The sequence below is a fragment of the Micromonospora sp. NPDC048170 genome (assembly GCF_040652795.1).
Taxonomy (GTDB): Bacteria; Actinomycetota; Actinomycetes; order Mycobacteriales; family Micromonosporaceae; genus Micromonospora.
Genome location: NZ_JBEZMR010000053.1, coordinates 1 through 16,041 on the forward strand (window position 1 = coordinate 1; position 16,041 = coordinate 16,041).

Below are 16,041 nucleotides of genomic sequence, written 5' to 3' on the forward strand. Positions count from 1 at the left end.
CCGTCGAGAACGGCATCAACCGACTCAAACGCCATCGCGGCGTCGCCACCCGATACGACAAACTCGCCGTCCGCTTCCAAGCCGTCCTGACCATCGCGATCATCACCGAATGGCTCTGACCGACTTATGAAACACGCCTTAGGGGGTACCTGAGGTGCTGAGCACGTTCGACCACACGCCTTTGGCCTGCAGCCCCCATGGGGGCTGCAGGCCAAAGGCGTGTTCTGACTACGGCCTCGAACCCGCCGTTCTCGGCAGGTGCGGGCTGGCCGGCGAGGTCACCGGTAGAGCAGGTGGGGCTTGCGCCGGTCGTTGAACTCCGCCAGCTCGCCGGACCAGGCGGCGACCACGTCGTCCACGTCGGCGCCCGCGTCGATCATCGTGCGCAGCCGCGGCGACCCGGTCAGCTTGTCGATCCAGTACGGGCGCACGGTGTCCCACGAGTCGCGCCGCCACGCGAACGCCTCGTACTTGTGTGCCTCCACCAGCATCGCGACCCCCGTACGGATCGGGTCGTACTTCGCCCGGTCGACGACCTTCACCTCGACCCCGGCGCAGAGCTTGTTGAGCAGGGCCGGCTTCTGCCCGGCGGACGTCGGCGTGAAGTATGCCTCGCGGAACTCGACGCCGGGCAGCTCGCGGGCGTTGAGCCGGTCGGACCAGTGGTAGTCGAAGTCGTCGGCCAGGCCGCCGATCAGCTCGAACGGCTTGCAGGTGCCCCGGCCCTCGGTGATCGAGGCGACGCCCTCGAACAGGCCGGTGCCGGGGTAGACCAGCGCGGTGTCCATGGTGGGCATGTTCGGGCTGGGCATCACCCAGGGCAGGTCGGTGTCGGCGGCGAGCCTGTCGCGCTTCCAGTGCCGGCACCGCACGACGTCCAGGTCGACCGGACGCCCGGCGGCGGCGGGCAGGAACTCGGCGTTGAAGAACCGGGCCAACTCACCCACGGTCATGCCGTGTTGCTGGACGATCTCCTTCAGCCCCACCCCGGAGGTGTACGCGGTGGTCATCATCGGCCCGTAGGCCCGGCCGCCGACCGGGTTCGGCCGGTCCAGCACCACGTACCGCTTGCCGACGCGGGCGGCGGCCACCATGGAGGTGTACATGGTCCAGATGTACGTGTAGAAGCGGACGCCGACGTCCTGGATGTCGAAGACGACGGTGTCGACGCCGGCCTCGGTGAACATGGTTTCCCACTTGGCCTGCGAGGCGCCGTACGCGTCGTAGACGGTGATCCCGGTGCGGGCGTCGATGCCGGTGCCCTCGCTGCCCCCGGCCTGCGCCGAGCCGCGGAAGCCGTGCTCGGGGCCGAAGGCGGCGGCCAACCGCACCGCGCCGGAGGCGTGCATCAGGTCGACGAGGTGCCGGTAGGCCGAGTCCACGCCGGTGGGGTTCGAGATGACGCCGACCCGCTGGCCGGCGAGCTCGGCGAAGTCGGATCGGACGAGCGCGTCGAGGCCGGTCTCCACGTGGCGGATGCCGGGCGCGGCATGGCCGGCCGCACCGGGGGCCGTCGCCGCCACCGCTCCCGCGGTCACCGCACCCGCTCCGGCCAGGAACTTCCTACGCTCCATGTCGCCCCTCCCGTCGGTTTGGTCGAAACTTAGCTACACGTTGATGGCACGTCAAGGAAGGTTAGCTACAAACCCGGGGGGCGGGCGGACTTCCTACGCCGGGCGGACCTCCTACGCCGACCGGTTCGTCCGGCGACCGCGCGGCCGGACAGCCGCGTGTTCCATACTGGCCCGGTGTTCACCCTCGCCCAGGCCCGCCACCTGATCGCCACCCTGCGCCCGCGCGTCGACGAGTTGATCCGGCTGCGGGCCGACCTGGCCGAGCTGCGGGTCGACCTGGCCGACCACGGCGCCAGCCCGCTCGGCGGGCTGGCCGAGGTCAAGGGACTGGAGGCGCGGCTGCACGCCCTCGTCGAGGAACTGCACTCCCACGACATTCAGGTCAAGGGCATCGCGCCGGTCTTGCTCGACTTCCCCGGCGAGCGGGACGGCCGGCCGGTGCTCTGGTGCTGGCTGGAGGGAGACACAGACGTGCGCTGGTACCACCGGGTGGAGTGCGGCTTCGCCGGCCGCCGCCCCGTCTGACCCGACGCGGATTCGACCAATCGTCGTCCCAGGCCGGCGGCGGGGGAGCGGGCCGGCAATGACGTCCGCCGGATCAGCAACGACGATGAGCCTGTCCATCGTCGCGACGGCCACCACGCATCCGGGCAAGCCCGGCCGCCTGTTCACCCACTGGTGCGCGAGCGCGTGGAGTTGAGCCAGCCGTCCACGCTCCTTCCACACTCCTTCCACGCTCCTTCCACGCTCGGCGGCGATGGTCAATATATGAGCCGCACCGGGTGGCTCGATTTATGAGAAGGAGTCGACATGTACAAGAAGCTCGAGGCCATGGGGGACCGTCTCCTTGGCCTCTTCATCCCCAAGGCGGTTGCGGCTGCCGCAGCGGGCCCGATGGCCTGCGGCAGTTGGTCCCGCTGCCCGCGCTGCACGGGCGAGTGCGGATGGGCCGCACCTTGTGCCGGATGCTGCGACTCCAACGGCAACAACTGCTACTACATCTGCGACTGTCGCTGACGCTGGCCCTGCTCAGCATTTGTCAGTGACCACGGGGACGGTAGGGCCTTAACCGGCAACACCGGAATCCCGAGGTGAAAACAGTTTCCGCGCATCGCCACGGGTAGACCGTGAACGAAGCCGTCAGGTTGAGGGCACCACTTCAAATGTCAGCAAGCCGGTCCGCCGAAGGCCTCGTTGACGCGATGGGCGGTCCTCAACCTGCGGCCCGATGCGGGGAAACCCGATGGCGTCCCGTCACCATTGGGAGGGAACCCGATGCAGTACCTGGCCCTGGCGATCCGTTGCCTCATCGGAGCCGTGTTCCTGACCTCGGCGGTCAGCAAGGTGGCGGGCCCGGATCGGTTTGCCATCTTCTTGGCGTCCGTCCGGGAAATGCGCGTGCTGCCCACGGGCCTCGCGCGCCCTGCTGCCTGGGTCGTGGTGGCCGGGGAGTTCGTGATCTGCGGGCTGCTAGTGGTCCCCGCAGGGCAGGCGGCTGTCGCTGGTTTCACGATCGCGGCGGGCCTGCTGACCACGTTCGCAGCGGCCATCGTCGGCGCAGTCCGCCAGGGGAGGAGAACCTCGTGCCGTTGTTTCGGCCCTACCGTGGCGCCCCTCGGCTATCGGCATGCGGTAAGGAATGTCGCTCTCGCAGGTTTCGCGGTGGTCGGTGCCATGACGGCCACGGCCTCCCGCCCGACAGACGTGGGCGCCATGTTGCTGGCGGCTTTCGTCGGCTTGGTCCTCAGCGTGCCTGTCATCGCTCTGGACGACATCGTGCAGCTCTACCGAGCTTCGGCCTGAGAGCTGAGAACTCAGGGTTGCCGGGGCTCTCGCCCGAACTATCGACAAGGAGAAGAACGATGCCCACTCTCGTCAGCGCGGTAGTTTTTCTCGGCGCGTTCTGCGTGCTGAACCTGATTCTCCTCATTGGAGTGCTGAAGCGGCTACGCGAACACGCCCAGCAGTTGGCGAGTGTGAACGGTCCGTCATCGGCCGTGGCGCTGGGTACGGAAATCGGGGAATTCACCGTACGTACGGTGGACGATCGACCGCTGTCCCGGGAGTCACTGGACGGTGAAACCCTGGTCGGATTTTTCTCCTCGACCTGCGCGCCCTGCAAGGAGACCATGCCCAAGTTCGTGGCGCACGCCGAGCGGTATCCGGGCGGACGCGACCGGGTTCTGGCAGTGGTGACCGGCGATCCCGCACGGGTCGCCGATTTCATCGCGGAGCTGCGCGTTGTGGCGCAGGTGGTGACGAACACCGATGGCGACAAGCTGGCTGACGCTTTCCAGATCACTGCCTTCCCGGCCCTGCTCCACGTGTCGCCGGACGCCGAAAGCCGGCTCGTGGTCACCGCGAACCAGTTGGCGCTGGGCGAACCGTCAACGGTGCCGGCATGACGACGGCCGGCCCGCAGGTATCGGCCGCCGACGGTGATGCCAGCTCTGCGGCGGCGGCAGGCTCGCTCAGCCGTCAGGAACGAATGCGGAACATCACACGCCCTGCGATTGCGGCGGGCGTGCTCGCGATCAAGGCGAAGCCCGGACATCTCGTGTCCTACCTGTTGGCCACGCTCGTTACCGGCGCCATGCCGGTGGCTGCCGCCTGGCTGACCAAGCTGGTGCTCGACAGGCTGAGCGTGGGTACTGCAGTAGGGCCTCTGATCGGGCCGGCGGTCGGCCTCGCCGCCGTAGGTCTCGCTGCGGGGGCGATACCGCAGATCACCCAGTATCTGCGCGCCGAACTGCAACGAGAGGTGGGGTTGCGGGCGCAGGACCAGTTATTCGCCGCCGTGGGAGGCTTTGTCGGCCTCGGGCGATTCGAGAACCCACACTTTCTGGATCGGCTGCGCCTCGCACAGCAGGCCGGCAGCCTCACGCCGGGCCAGGCAGTTGACGGCGTCCTCGGTATCGTTCGGGCTGCCATCACGATCGGCGGCTTCCTCGGGGCGCTGTACCTGCTCAACCCACTGATGACCGTCCTTGTGCTGGTGGCCGGACTCCCGATGCTGGCCGCCGAGGTGGTGCTGTCGAGGCAGCGGGCCCGGATGTTCTGGGACATCGGGCCCGTCGAGCGGCGCGAGATCTTCTACAGCCAGTTGCTCTCCAGCGTGGAGGCCGCCAAGGAGGTCCGGCTGTTCGGCATCAGCGACCTGCTACGAGGCCGGATGTTCGTCGAGCGCCGGACCGCCAACAATGCAAAGCGCCAGGTCGACCGGCGAGAGGCCGTCGTCCAGACCTGGCTGGGCCTGCTGGGGGCGATGGTATCCGGGGTGGGCCTCATCTGGGCGGTGGGCACCGCGCAGACCGGGCGGCTTTCGGTCGGCGATGTCACGATCTTTGTTGCGGCGCTGGCCGGTGTGCAGGGCGCACTCTCCGGGCTGGCCGGCGAGGTGGCCCGGACTCATCAGGCGCTGGTGATGTTCGACCACTACGTGGCAATCATCAAGGCCGAGCCGGACCTGGCTGTACCTGCCACGCCGCGTCCGTTACCGCCGTTGACGACCGGAATTGAACTGCGGAACGTCTGGTTTCGGTACTCCCCCGAGCATCCTTGGATACTCCGCAATCTCAACCTGCGGATTCCGCACGGATCCGCAGTCGCTCTCGTGGGCCTGAACGGAGCCGGGAAGTCCACGCTGGTCAAGCTGATGTGCCGTTTCTACGACCCGACGCAGGGCTCGATCATTTGGGACGGTGTCGATATCCGCGAGGTCGATCCGGCCGTGCTGCGGCAGCGGATCGGCGCGGTATTCCAGGACTTCATGCACTATGAGATGAGCGCTGCTGAAAACATCGGGCTTGGCGATCTCTCCGCCTTTGACGATCGGGCACAGATCGAGGCCGCAGCGCGGCGAGCCCGCGTGCACGACACGCTCACCGAGCTTCCGCGCGGATACGACACGCTGCTGTCCCGGATGTTCTTCATGGAGTCGGACAAGGAGAATCCGGATACCGGCGTGGTGCTCTCCGGTGGTCAGTGGCAACGGCTTGCACTGGCTCGCGCGTTCCTGCGGGACCGGCGGGACCTGATGATCCTCGACGAGCCCTCCGCCGGCCTCGACCCCGAGGCTGAACACGAGGTCCACCGATCGCTGCGCCAGCAGCGCCAGGGGCAGACGAGCCTGCTCATCTCCCACCGACTTGGCGCGATGCGGGATGCCGACCGCATCGTGGTGCTCGCCGATGGACGAATCGTGGAAGACGGCGACCACGATGCCTTGATGGCCGCCGACGGCGAATACGCCCGGTTGTTCGCCCTGCAGGCGTCGGGCTACCAGGAGAGGTCGGAACCGGTGGCCTTGACGGGAGCCCAATGAACGGTCAACCGTCGGCCGGTACCAGCCATGTCGGCTCATCGGTGTCCGTGCGCGTTCTGCGCGGGTCTGCCGCGCTCAACCCGGCCAGACCTACCGACGCGGTCGTTCGCGTCCTCGCGAAAGGCCGCAACATGCGGCTTCTGAGCGTTCTGTCGCTCGCCCTGTCCATACCGGTCGGCTGGGCCGCGGTGGCGCTCGAGCTGGGAGCATGGCCGTGGGCGCTGGTCGTCGCCTCCACGGTCCTGATCGGTCTGTGTCTATCCGCGTCGGTTGTACTCAGTCGCAGGCTGATCGCGGTGACGGTAAGTGGCCGGAGCATGGAGCCGAGCTATCACAACGGAGATCGGGTGCTCGTCCGCCGTGGTGTGGCACCAGCCGTCGGGCAGGTGGTCGTGGTGGAACAGCAGATGGGCAATGCCTGGCCGAGCAACTCGTTCCAACCGGCTGACGGCTCAGCACCCGTGGCCGGACGCACTTGGTTGATCAAACGGGTGGCTGCCGTTCCTGGCGATCCGGTTCCATTCGGCGCCATGCCTGTCCGGGCCGAGGTGGGGCAGGAGCGCGTGCCGCCGGGCATGCTCGTGCTCCTCGGCGACAACCAGGCAGAGAGCTTCGACTCTCGCCGCGTGGGTTACTTCCCCACCGAACGCCTGCTGGGCATCGTGCTCCGGGCCCTGCCCCGCTAGGTGCGGTGCACGAACGTTTGCCCGGGTCAGATGTCGTTGAACACCTGCACCACCCGCGACTGCGGCAGGTGTCGCTGAAGCAGCTCGCTGCTGGTGGCGGAGCGCGAGTCGAGTTCGGGGAACCGGCCGTCCCGCTCCGGGTACGGGGCGATACGCGTCGCCGTCGCGGCAGGACCTATGTCGGACGTGGCGGCTAGTCTGCCTCCACTTGCGAGCACGGGACAGGGAGCGCGATGGGCACGTGGGCGGCGGGGCCGTTCGACAACGACGCAGCGGCGGACTGGTGCGCCGGCCTCGACGAGGCGTCGCCGGAGCAGCGCCCCCTGCTGCTGGAGCAGGCGCTGGGCGAGGCGGTGCGGGAGGCCGAATTCCTTGACTCGTGGCCCGGGGCCAAGGCGGTCGCGGCGGCGGCTGTGGTCGCCGCACATCTGCCCGGCGGGCCGCCGGTCGACTCGGCGTACGCGCCGGACTTCCTCACCGCCGGCGGGCGCGTGACGATCTCCGCGGAGCTGCCCGCGCTGGCCCTGCGGGCGCTGGACCGGGTGCTCGCCGAGGGGTCCGAGCTGGCCGAGCTCTGGGAGGAGGGCGGCGAACTCGACGAGTTCACCGCATCGCTCGCCCCGATCCGGGCCGCGCTGGCCGACCCGGCCGGCGTCGGCGTCGTCGGCCGTTGATCAGGCGCGGGGGTCACGACCGGCGGGCCCGGGTGCGGTGGGCCCGGTCCGGAAGACCAGCCGCCCGGACCACCTGACGTGTCGCCGACCGTAGCCCGGTCGGCATGCAGCGCGGCGGAGTTCGTGTCGGACGCCGGTCGCCCCGCGCCGGAGAACGGCGCGGGGCGGGAGCCGGCGGGCGGTCAGGCCGTCGGGGGCAGCACCTTCTCGATGGCGGCGCGCAGGTCGGCCGAGGCGGGCTCGACGGTGGGCGCGAACCGGGCCGCCACCGTGCCGTCCGGGACGACCAGGAACTTCTCGAAGTTCCACCGCACGTCGCCGGCGTGGCCCTCGTCGTCGGCGGTCCCCACCAGCGCCGTGTAGAGGGGATGACGGCCGGGGCCGTTCACGTCGACCTTCTCGGTGAGCGGGAAGGTCACCCCGTAGTTGACCTGGCAGAAGTCGCTGATCTCGGTGGCGCTGCCCGGCTCCTGGCCGGCGAACTGGTTGCAGGGCACGCCGAGCACCACCAGGCCGCGGTCGGCGTACTCGTCGTGCAGCGCCTGGAGGCCGGCGTACTGCGGGGTGAGGCCGCAGCGCGAGGCGACGTTGACCACCAGCAGCGCACGTCCGCGGTACTGCGCGAGGTCGGCCGGGCCTCCGGCCAGGGCGTCGATCCGGGTGTCGAAGACGGTCATGGGCCGAGGCTACGCGCCGCCGCCGTGCCGTTGGTGGACCGCCGCCAGCCTGCCGCCCGTCCGTTGCCGGTCCATCGCCGACCGCCGCTCCGGCTGCTCCCGGGGTCGGCGGCAGGCATGGGTGCGCTCCCAGCATAAATCGATAGATGCACATCTTGACGAAGCGATGACGGCGTGAGTAGCGTCTCACCATCAATCTGGAAAGTTTCCTAACTGTTTAGGGAGACGCCGCATGAAGAGATCGTTCCGCCGGGCCCTCTGGGTCGGAGCCGTGATGGCGGTGACCGCTGCCACGGTCCCGATGGCCAGTGCGTTCGGCGCCGGCAGCGTGACCGCCGGGTTCGCCAAGACGCAGGACTGGGGGTCCGGTCACGAAACGCGGGTGACCATCACCAACGGGACGAATGCCTCGGTGGGCACCTGGCGCATCGAGTTCGACCTGCCGTCGGGCACCAGCGTCAGCAGCTCCTGGGACGCCGACGTCACCCGCACCGGCGACCACTACGTCGCGGTCAAGAAGAGCTGGGGCGGCCCGATCGCGCCGGGCGCCTCGTTCAGCTGGGGCTACAACGGCACCGGCGCGTACAAGGCGCCGCTGAACTGCACGATCAACGGCGCACCGTGCGGCGGCGGCAACGGCACCCCGCCCCCCACCACCACGCCGCCCACCAGCACCCCGCCGACCTCGGCGCCGCCCACCACCCCGCCGCCGACCACCCCGCCGCCCACCACCACCCCGCCGGACCCGAGCGGCAAGAAGGTCGTCGGCTACTTCACGCAGTGGGGCATCTACGGCCGCAACTACCACGTCAAGAACGTCCACACCAGCGGCTCGGCCGCCAAGCTGACGCACATCCTGTACGCCTTCGGCAACACCACCGGCGGCCGGTGCACGATCGGTGACAGCTACGCCGACTACGACAAGGCGTACACCGCGGCGGACAGCGTCGACGGCGTCGCCGACACCTGGGACCAGCCGCTGCGCGGCAACTTCAACCAGCTGCGCAAGCTCAAGAAGATGTATCCGAACCTGAAGGTGCTCTGGTCCTTCGGTGGCTGGACCTGGTCCGGCGGCTTCACCCAGGCCGCGCAGAACCCGGCCGCGTTCGCCGAGAGCTGCTACAACCTGGTCGAGGACCCGCGCTGGGCGGACGTCTTCGACGGCATCGACATCGACTGGGAGTACCCGAACGCCTGCGGTCTCACCTGTGACAGCAGCGGCCCGAACGCCTTCAAGAACGTGATCAGCGCAGTGCGTACGAAGTTCGGCTCGTCCGCGCTGGTCACCGCCGCGATCACGGCGGACGGCAGCGACGGCGGCAAGATCGACGCCACCGACTACGCGGGCGCCGCGCCGAACCTCAACTGGATCATGCCGATGACCTACGACTTCTTCGGCGCGTGGGCCGCCCAGGGCCCCACCGCCCCGCACTCCCCGCTCACCTCGTACCCCGGCATCCCGCAGCAGGGCTTCTGGTCCGACGCGGCGATCCAGAAGCTCAAGAACAAGGGCATCCCGTCGGACAAGATGCTGCTCGGCATCGGCTTCTACGGCCGGGGCTGGACCGGGGTGACCCAGGCCGCGCCTGGCGGCACCGCCACCGGACCCGCCCCTGGCACCTACGAGCAGGGCATCGAGGACTACAAGGTCCTCAAGAACACCTGCCCGGCCAACGGCACCGTCGCCGGCACGGCGTACGCCAAGTGCGGCAGCAACTGGTGGAGCTACGACACCCCCTCCACGATCAACGGCAAGATGACGTACGCGAAGAACCAGGGCCTCGGTGGCGCCTTCTTCTGGGAGCTCTCCGGTGACACCAGCAACGGCGAGCTGATCGGCGCCATCAAGGGCGGTCTCGGCTGAGCCGAGCGCCGACGCACCACCCACTCGGCGGGGAGGGACCAGCAACGGTCCCTCCCCGCCGGCTGTCGCGGGCCGCCCGGTTCGGGCGCGGCGGCGTCCGGGCACGCGCGTCGATGTGACAGACTCGCCGCTCAACGGGGCTCGATGTCCACGGCGACGGAGGTGGCGATGCGCGCGACGCGCGGGAGACTGGCGGCGGGCGCCGTGCTGCTCGGAATCCTGCCCCTCGCCCTGCTCGGCTGCGGCGCCGGCGAGGACGACGATCCGGCGACCAAGCCCGGTCGGGCCCCGGCCGAGGAGGCCGCCACGAAGTCGCGGGAGCGGGTGCAGGCCTACCTCGACGCGATGACGGCCAAGGACGTCGCGGCCGGGCGCAGCCAGCTCTGCGCAGCCCTTCAGGAGAGCTTCGACGCCGCCGCGACCGGCCCCAACGGCGACTTCGCCGACCACTTCAAGGTGCCGCAGGCCGAGATCACGGACATTCGTTCCGGCCCCCGTGGCCAGGAGGTGAGCACGTCGGTCTCGGTCACCGCCGGCTCCCGCACGATCACCCGGCCGCTGCTGTTCACGGTCACCCGCGACGGCGCCGACTGGTGCATCGCCGCCGAGGCGCCGGGCGGCAACACGCCGGCCCCGGCCGCCACGCCCTGACCTGCGCCCGGGTGAGTCAGCTCTCACCTGCCGGAACCATGCCCCTCGCCGGTCGGCCGCCGGGCCGGTCGCCGTACGCTTTCTGTCATGCGCCATGAGTGGCATCAGTTGAGCCATCCCGCGGTGGGCAGCCCCGGGCTGCAGACCAGCCGTCCGACCGTCGACTCGGCCGAGGACGCGGCCCTCGGCCTCGACCGCTGGCGGGAGTTGCCGCGCACGCAGATCCCGCCCTGGCCGGACCCGGCGGAGGTCGCCGAGGTCTGCAAGGTGCTCGACACCGTGCCGTCGGTGGTGGCGCCCTACGAGGTCGACCAGTTGCGGCAGCGGCTGGCGCTGGTGTGTGAGGGCAAGGCGTTCCTGCTCCAGGGCGGCGACTGCGCGGAGACCTTCGCCGACAACACCGAGAGCCACCTGCTGGCCAACGCCCGCACCCTGCTCCAGATGGCGATCGTGCTCACCTACGGCGCCTCGCTGCCGGTGGTCAAGGTGGCCCGGGTCGCCGGGCAGTACACCAAGCCCCGGTCGCTGCCGACCGACGCGCGCGGCCTGCCCGCCTACCGCGGCGACATGATCAACTCGCTGGAGGCCACGCCGGAGGCGCGGGCCGCCGACCCGCAGCGCATGATCCGGGCGTACGCGAACTCGGCCGCCGCGATGAACATGCTTCGCGCGTACCTGGCCGGCGGGCTCGCCGACCTGCACGCCGTGCACGACTGGAACAAGGGCTTCGTCAAGAACTCCCCGGCCGGTGAGCGCTACGAGGCGATCGCCCGCGAGATCGACCGGGCGCTGGCCTTCATCCGGGCCTGCGGGATGACCGACGAAGAGGCGCTGCGCACCGTCACCCTCTACTGCTCGCACGAGGCCCTCGCCCTGGAGTACGACCGGGCGCTGACCCGGGTCTCCGACCGCCGGGCGTACGGCCTGTCCGGGCACTTCCTGTGGATCGGCGAACGCACCCGGCAGATCGACGGGGCGCACATCGACTTCATCTCCCGCATCGCCAACCCGATCGGCGTGAAGCTCGGCCCGACGACCACCCCGGACGAGGCGATCGAGCTCTGCGAGAAGCTCAACCCGGAGAACGTCCCCGGCCGGCTCACCCTGATCAGCCGGATGGGCAACCACCGGGTCCGCGACGCCCTGCCGCCGATCGTGGCGAAGGTGACCGCCTCCGGCGCCAAGGTGGTCTGGCAGTGCGACCCGATGCACGGCAACACGCACGAGTCGTCCAACGGCTACAAGACCCGACACTTCGACCGCATCGTCGACGAGGTGCTCGGCTACTTCGAGGTGCACCGTGGTCTGGAGACCCACCCCGGCGGTCTGCACGTCGAGCTGACCGGTGAGGACGTCACCGAGTGCCTCGGCGGCGCCCAGGGCATCGAGGACCTCGACCTGCCCGACCGGTACGAGACCGCCTGCGACCCGCGACTCAACACGCAGCAGTCGCTGGAGCTGGCCTTCCTGGTGGCGGAGATGCTCCGTGGCTGACGCGAGGAGTGAGCTTGCGAGCCCCGCAGTCGGCGGCCGAAGGGATCACCGTGGCTGACGAATTCGTCGATCTTCGGTCGGACACCGTCACCCGGCCGACCTCGGGGATGCGCGAGGCGATGGCCACCGCCGAGGTCGGCGACGACGTCTACGGCGAGGACCCGACCGTCAACGCGCTGGAGGCCGAGGTCGCCGCGCTGTTCGGGCACGAGGCGGCACTCTTCGCCCCGACCGGGTCGATGGCCAACCAGATCGCCCTGCAACTGGTGGTGCCGCCCGGCGACGAACTGCTCTGCGACGCCGACGCGCACGTGGTGACGTACGAGATCGGGGCCGCCGCCGCGTACGGTGGCATCTCCTCGCGGACCTGGTCACCGGTGGGCGCGGAACTCGACCCGGACGTGGTCGCCGCGATGATCCGTCCCGAGGGCTACCACGCGGTCCCCACCCGGGCGATCGCCGTCGAGCAGACCCACAACCGGGGCGGCGGCGGGGTGATCCCGCTGGCCACCCTGCGCGAGCTGCGCCGCGTCGCCGACGACGCGGGCGTGGCCCTGCACTGCGACGGGGCCCGCATCTGGCACGCGCACGTCGCCGACGGCGTGCCGCTGACCGAGTACGGCGGCCTCTTCGACACCCTGTCGGTCTGCCTCTCCAAGGGGCTCGGCGCACCGGTCGGCTCGCTGGTCGTCGGCAGCGCCGACAAGATCGCGCGGGCCCGGGTGATCCGCAAGCGGATGGGCGGCGGGATGCGGCAGGCCGGTGTCCTCGCCGCCGCCGGCCGGTACGCGCTGGCGCACCACGTCGACCGGCTCGCCGCCGACCACGTGAAGGCGGCCCGGCTCGCCGAGGCGATCGCCCCGTTCGGGGTGCTGGCCACGGCCGTCCGGACCAACCTGGTGCCGCTGGACCTGGCCAAGGCGCCGCTGGACGCGCACTCCCTGGCCGCCGCGGCCCGCGCCGAGGGCGTCCTGATCTCGGTGCTCGGCCCGCGCACCGCCCGCCTGGTCACCCACCTGGACATCGACGACGCCGGCATCGACCGGGCCGTCAACGTCCTCACCCGCGTCCTGCGGGGCGCCTGAGCCGAACGGCTCCGCCGGAGCCCTTCGGTCGCCCGGTCCCGGCCACGCGCTCACGACGTGGGTGCCAGGGCCGGCACGACCAGTTGCCGTCAGGGGTGCAGGCGCCGGAGGGTGGCGATGTCGGCGGCGTGGCCGACGTGCTTCTCCGTCGGGGTCTCCACCACGATCGGCACGCCGGCGGTGGCCGGATGCGCCATCAGCTCGGCGAACGCCGGCTCGCCGATGGTGCCCCTGCCGATGTTCTCGTGCCGGTCGCGAGTGGAGCCGCAGAGATCCTTCGAGTCGTTCGCGTGTACCAGCCGCAGCCGGCCGGCACCGACCGTCGCCACGAGCGTGTCCAGCGTCGCGGTCATGCCACCCTCGGCGGCCAGGTCGTGCCCGGCGGCCCAGGCGTGGCAGGTGTCGAAGCAGACCCCGAGCCAGGGATGCCCCTCCACCGCGTCGAGGTAGGGCCCGAGATGCTCCACCCGGGAGGCGAGCGAGCGACCGCCACCCGCGCTCGGCTCGACCAGCAGCCGTGGGCCGTCCGCTGCCGCCGCCTCGTCCAGCAGCGGCAGCAGCGTCTCGCGCACCTGCCGCATCGCGGCTTCGGCGTACCGCTCGTCGACCGCGCTGCCCGCGTGGAAGACCACGCCCTCGGCACCGATCGCCCGACCCCGGCGCAGCGCGTGGGCGAGCGTCTCCGCCGAACGCTCGACCGTGTTCGCGGTGGGGGAGCCGAGGTTGACCAGCAGCGACGCGTGGATGAAGACAGGCAGGCCACGCTCGCCGCAGCCGTCGCGGAACAGCGTGTCCTGGGCCGGGTCGCCGGCCGGCAGCGCCCAGCCCCGCGAGTTGGACACGTAGACCTGCACGGCCTGCGATCCGGCCGCGTCGGCGTACGGCAGGGCGGTCCTCGCCAGGCCGCCCGAGGTGGGCGTGTGCGAGCCGACCGGCCGGGGTTGTGCCGACATCGCTACATGCACCCGAGGGTGACCGGGGTGCCCGGCGGCACCTCCGTGTTCTCCGGATTCTGGAACCGGACGATGCCGTTCGGGTTGAACTGGATCACCACCGGGAAGTTCTGGCCCTCCAGCAGTTGCTTGGCCTGCTGGCACGGCAGGTCGATGACCCGGGGCACGAGGACCAGCGGCGGGCCCTTGCTCAGTTCGAGCTTGACCTTCGCACCCCGCTCCACCCCGGAGCCGTCCGCCGGGCTCTGCCCGAGGACCTCGTCCTTGGGCTTGTCGGAGTCCTTGTAGGTGGGCGGCTCCACCAGCACCAGGCCCAGTTGGGCGAGGATCGTCCGCGCCTCACCCAGGCTCTTGCCAACCAGGTTCGGCACCGAGATCGGGGCCTTGCCCTTGCTCAGGATGACCGTGACCTTGTCGCCCGGCTTGACCTCGGTGCCGGCCTCCGGGTCGACGGCCACCACGACGCCCGAGGGCAGGTTGTCGTCGTAGCGGGCGGTGCCCTTCGCCACCACCAGCTTCGCGGCGAGCAGGTCCGCCTCGGCGAGTTCGAACTCCTTGCCCACCACGTCGGGCACCGGGAAACGCTCCGGGCCCAGCGAGAGGGTCAACGTGATCGTGCTGCCCTTGACGATCCGGCTGGTGGAGGCCGGGTCCTGCGCCAGGACAGCGTCCTTCGGGACCTTCTCGTCGTAGCGCGGGTCGGCGTAGCTGAGGACGAACCCGGCACGGGCAGCCTGCGCCTCCGCGTCGGCCTTCGTCATGGCCACCAGCTGCGGCGCCTCCGTGTAGCGCCCGGCCCCGAACCACCAGCCGCCGCCGGCGGCCACCAGGACCAGCACCACCACGGCGGCGATGACCGCCATGCGGCCCCGCGGGTCGCCCATGACCCGGGTGCGCAGCGCCGACAGCCGCGACCACAGGCTCTCGCCCTCCTCGGGCTCGGCCCGCCGGCGGCCCGCCCGGGGGGCGCCGCCGTCCGGCAGCCGGGCCCAGGCGGGCCGCTCGGCCGGCCGGACCGCCGCGACCATCATCGTCGGCCCGGCCATCGGCTCGTCGGACACCCGGCGCAACACGGCGGTACGCGTGTTCGCCTCCGCGCCGCCCAGGTCGTCCCGGACCGCCTGCACCTCGGCAAGCAGCGCGCCGGCGTCGGTCGGCCGGGCTCCCGGATCACGTCGGGTGGCCCGGGCGACCAGCTCGTCGAGGGACTTCGGCAGGCCAGGGACCAGGGTCGACGGTGCCGGGACGTCCTTGTCGACGTGCTGCCAGGCGACGTCGACCGGGCGGTCCCCGTCGTAGGGCACCCGACCGGTGAGCATCTCGAACAGCACGATGCCGGCGGAGTAGACGTCGGTGCGGGGGTCGGCGTGGCCCTCGGTGACCAGTTCCGGGGCCACGTACGCGACCGTGGCCATCAGTTGGTTGCCGTTCTCGTCGTCGGCGCTCGCCTCGACCGCCCGGGCCAGCCCGAAGTCGGCGACCTTGACCACGCTGTCGACCAGGTTGGCCGTGCCACCGGTGGGGGCCTCGGCGACCAGGACGTTCTCCGGCTTCACGTCGCGGTGCACCAGGCCCGCCCGGTGCGCGGCGGCGATCGCGGCGAGCATCTGCTCGGCGATGGCCAGCGCCTCGTCGGGGTTGAGCCGCCGCCGCTCGGCGAGGACGTCACGCAGGGTGCGCCCGCGGACGTACTCCATCACGAGATAGGGCAGGCCGGAGTGGGTGCCCTGGTCGTAGACCGCGACGACGTTGGGGTGGGTCAGCCGGGCGATGGTCTTCGCCTCGTCGGTGAACCGATCCACGAACCCCGTCGACCGCGCCCGCGCCTCCGGGGCCTGGGACGGATGAATGATCTTGACCGCCACGGTGCGCTCGAGGCGCTCGTCGGTGGCGGTGTACACGGTCGCCATGCCGCCACGCGCCACGCGACCGCGGATGCGGTAGCGCCCGTCGATCAGCGAGCCCAGCAACGTGTCGGCGACCTGTGTGTCCATCGGCAGGCAGTCTATGTGTCCAGGAGGTGAAGGTTGAACAGGATGCTACAGCCAGGGTGCGACCA

The 16,041-nt window shown here is 70.6% G+C and carries 15 protein-coding genes and 1 pseudogene; 11 read left to right on the forward strand and 5 right to left on the reverse strand.

Annotation, left to right across the window (positions count from 1 at the left end; genetic code table 11):
- Window positions 1-119, forward strand: a pseudogene (locus tag AB0D32_RS31810) (IS5/IS1182 family transposase); the annotation flags it as partial.
- Window positions 120-278: 159 nt separating this feature from the next.
- On the opposite strand, the gene AB0D32_RS31815 reads toward AB0D32_RS31810, so the two are convergent.
- Entirely contained in the window at window positions 279-1,574 is a 1,296-nt protein-coding gene (locus AB0D32_RS31815) for a DUF1343 domain-containing protein (RefSeq protein ID WP_357098321.1), read from the reverse strand.
- 174 nt (window positions 1,575-1,748) lie between these two features.
- Between AB0D32_RS31815 and AB0D32_RS31820 the strand changes: the two genes are divergently transcribed.
- From AB0D32_RS31820 to AB0D32_RS31840, 5 genes are all read left to right on the forward strand, one after another.
- Window positions 1,749-2,099 carry a DUF2203 domain-containing protein gene (locus tag AB0D32_RS31820; RefSeq protein WP_091629629.1) on the forward strand — a complete coding sequence of 117 codons (351 nt, stop codon included), beginning with the start codon at window positions 1,749-1,751 and terminating at the stop codon, window positions 2,097-2,099.
- A gap of 750 nt (window positions 2,100-2,849) precedes the next feature.
- Window positions 2,850-3,377, forward strand: coding sequence for a MauE/DoxX family redox-associated membrane protein (locus tag AB0D32_RS31825; RefSeq protein WP_357098325.1), 528 nt, complete (start codon window positions 2,850-2,852; stop codon window positions 3,375-3,377).
- Window positions 3,378-3,436: 59 nt separating this feature from the next.
- A complete protein-coding gene (locus AB0D32_RS31830; protein WP_357098328.1) occupies window positions 3,437-3,979 on the forward strand; it encodes a TlpA disulfide reductase family protein in 543 nt (180 codons plus the stop codon).
- Window positions 3,976-5,898 (forward strand): ABC transporter ATP-binding protein, encoded by a 1,923-nt coding sequence (locus AB0D32_RS31835; protein WP_357098331.1) that lies wholly within the window; start codon window positions 3,976-3,978, stop codon window positions 5,896-5,898. The genes AB0D32_RS31830 and AB0D32_RS31835 overlap by 4 nt, the downstream gene beginning before the upstream one ends.
- The gene (locus tag AB0D32_RS31840; RefSeq protein WP_357098334.1) at window positions 5,895-6,584 is read left to right on the forward strand and encodes a S26 family signal peptidase; all 690 of its coding nucleotides are present in this window, start codon (window positions 5,895-5,897) and stop codon (window positions 6,582-6,584) included. Before AB0D32_RS31835 ends, AB0D32_RS31840 begins: the two co-directional genes overlap by 4 nt.
- Window positions 6,585-6,610: 26 nt before the next feature.
- Here the strand turns inward: AB0D32_RS31840 and AB0D32_RS31845 are convergent, their stop codons facing one another.
- Complete coding sequence (locus AB0D32_RS31845; RefSeq protein WP_357098337.1) at window positions 6,611-6,802, reverse strand: hypothetical protein; 192 nt, start codon at window positions 6,800-6,802, stop codon at window positions 6,611-6,613.
- 15 nt (window positions 6,803-6,817) lie between these two features.
- Between AB0D32_RS31845 and AB0D32_RS31850 the strand changes: the two genes are divergently transcribed.
- A complete protein-coding gene (locus tag AB0D32_RS31850; protein WP_357098340.1) occupies window positions 6,818-7,258 on the forward strand; it encodes a DUF4259 domain-containing protein in 441 nt (146 codons plus the stop codon).
- 182 nt (window positions 7,259-7,440) lie between these two features.
- On the opposite strand, the gene AB0D32_RS31855 is transcribed toward AB0D32_RS31850, so the two are convergent.
- A complete protein-coding gene (locus tag AB0D32_RS31855; protein ID WP_357098343.1) occupies window positions 7,441-7,935 on the reverse strand; it encodes a glutathione peroxidase in 495 nt (164 codons plus the stop codon).
- A gap of 232 nt (window positions 7,936-8,167) precedes the next feature.
- Here AB0D32_RS31855 and AB0D32_RS31860 point away from each other — a divergent pair, with 232 nt between their 5' ends.
- The 4 genes from AB0D32_RS31860 to AB0D32_RS31875 all read left to right on the forward strand — a co-directional run bounded on the left by AB0D32_RS31860 (window position 8,168) and on the right by AB0D32_RS31875 (window position 13,029).
- Complete coding sequence (locus AB0D32_RS31860) at window positions 8,168-9,799, forward strand: glycosyl hydrolase family 18 protein (RefSeq protein WP_357098346.1); 1,632 nt, start codon at window positions 8,168-8,170, stop codon at window positions 9,797-9,799.
- Window positions 9,800-9,943: 144 nt separating this feature from the next.
- On the forward strand, window positions 9,944-10,450 hold the full coding sequence (locus AB0D32_RS31865; RefSeq protein ID WP_357098349.1) for a hypothetical protein: 507 nt from the start codon (window positions 9,944-9,946) through the stop codon (window positions 10,448-10,450).
- An 87-nt stretch (window positions 10,451-10,537) separates the two neighbouring features.
- Window positions 10,538-11,944, forward strand: coding sequence for a class II 3-deoxy-7-phosphoheptulonate synthase (locus AB0D32_RS31870; protein ID WP_357098352.1), 1,407 nt, complete (start codon window positions 10,538-10,540; stop codon window positions 11,942-11,944).
- 107 nt (window positions 11,945-12,051) lie between these two features.
- Window positions 12,052-13,029, forward strand: coding sequence for a GntG family PLP-dependent aldolase (locus AB0D32_RS31875; RefSeq protein WP_357098396.1), 978 nt, complete (start codon window positions 12,052-12,054; stop codon window positions 13,027-13,029).
- Window positions 13,030-13,118: 89 nt separating this feature from the next.
- Here the strand turns inward: AB0D32_RS31875 and AB0D32_RS31880 are convergent, their stop codons facing one another.
- Together AB0D32_RS31880 and pknB are read right to left on the reverse strand one after the other, a co-directional pair.
- A complete protein-coding gene (locus AB0D32_RS31880) occupies window positions 13,119-13,982 on the reverse strand; it encodes a deoxyribonuclease IV (protein WP_357098355.1) in 864 nt (287 codons plus the stop codon).
- 2 nt (window positions 13,983-13,984) lie between these two features.
- Complete coding sequence (pknB, locus tag AB0D32_RS31885) at window positions 13,985-15,976, reverse strand: Stk1 family PASTA domain-containing Ser/Thr kinase (RefSeq protein ID WP_357098358.1); 1,992 nt, start codon at window positions 15,974-15,976, stop codon at window positions 13,985-13,987.
- Between the last annotated feature and the right edge of the window lie 65 nt (window positions 15,977-16,041).

Coding starts and splice junctions, on each gene's coding strand:
- AB0D32_RS31815 (WP_357098321.1), bottom strand. CDS start 1,574: ATGGAGCGTAGGAAGTTCCTGGCCGGAGCGGGTGCGGTGACCGCGGGA.
- AB0D32_RS31825 (WP_357098325.1), top strand. CDS start 2,850: ATGCAGTACCTGGCCCTGGCGATCCGTTGCCTCATCGGAGCCGTGTTC.
- AB0D32_RS31830 (WP_357098328.1), top strand. CDS start 3,437: ATGCCCACTCTCGTCAGCGCGGTAGTTTTTCTCGGCGCGTTCTGCGTG.
- AB0D32_RS31835 (WP_357098331.1), top strand. CDS start 3,976: ATGACGACGGCCGGCCCGCAGGTATCGGCCGCCGACGGTGATGCCAGC.
- AB0D32_RS31840 (WP_357098334.1), top strand. CDS start 5,895: ATGAACGGTCAACCGTCGGCCGGTACCAGCCATGTCGGCTCATCGGTG.
- AB0D32_RS31850 (WP_357098340.1), top strand. CDS start 6,818: ATGGGCACGTGGGCGGCGGGGCCGTTCGACAACGACGCAGCGGCGGAC.
- AB0D32_RS31855 (WP_357098343.1), bottom strand. CDS start 7,935: ATGACCGTCTTCGACACCCGGATCGACGCCCTGGCCGGAGGCCCGGCC.
- AB0D32_RS31860 (WP_357098346.1), top strand. CDS start 8,168: ATGAAGAGATCGTTCCGCCGGGCCCTCTGGGTCGGAGCCGTGATGGCG.
- AB0D32_RS31865 (WP_357098349.1), top strand. CDS start 9,944: ATGTCCACGGCGACGGAGGTGGCGATGCGCGCGACGCGCGGGAGACTG.
- AB0D32_RS31870 (WP_357098352.1), top strand. CDS start 10,538: ATGCGCCATGAGTGGCATCAGTTGAGCCATCCCGCGGTGGGCAGCCCC.
- AB0D32_RS31875 (WP_357098396.1), top strand. CDS start 12,052: ATGCGCGAGGCGATGGCCACCGCCGAGGTCGGCGACGACGTCTACGGC.
- AB0D32_RS31880 (WP_357098355.1), bottom strand. CDS start 13,982: ATGTCGGCACAACCCCGGCCGGTCGGCTCGCACACGCCCACCTCGGGC.
- pknB (WP_357098358.1), bottom strand. CDS start 15,976: ATGGACACACAGGTCGCCGACACGTTGCTGGGCTCGCTGATCGACGGG.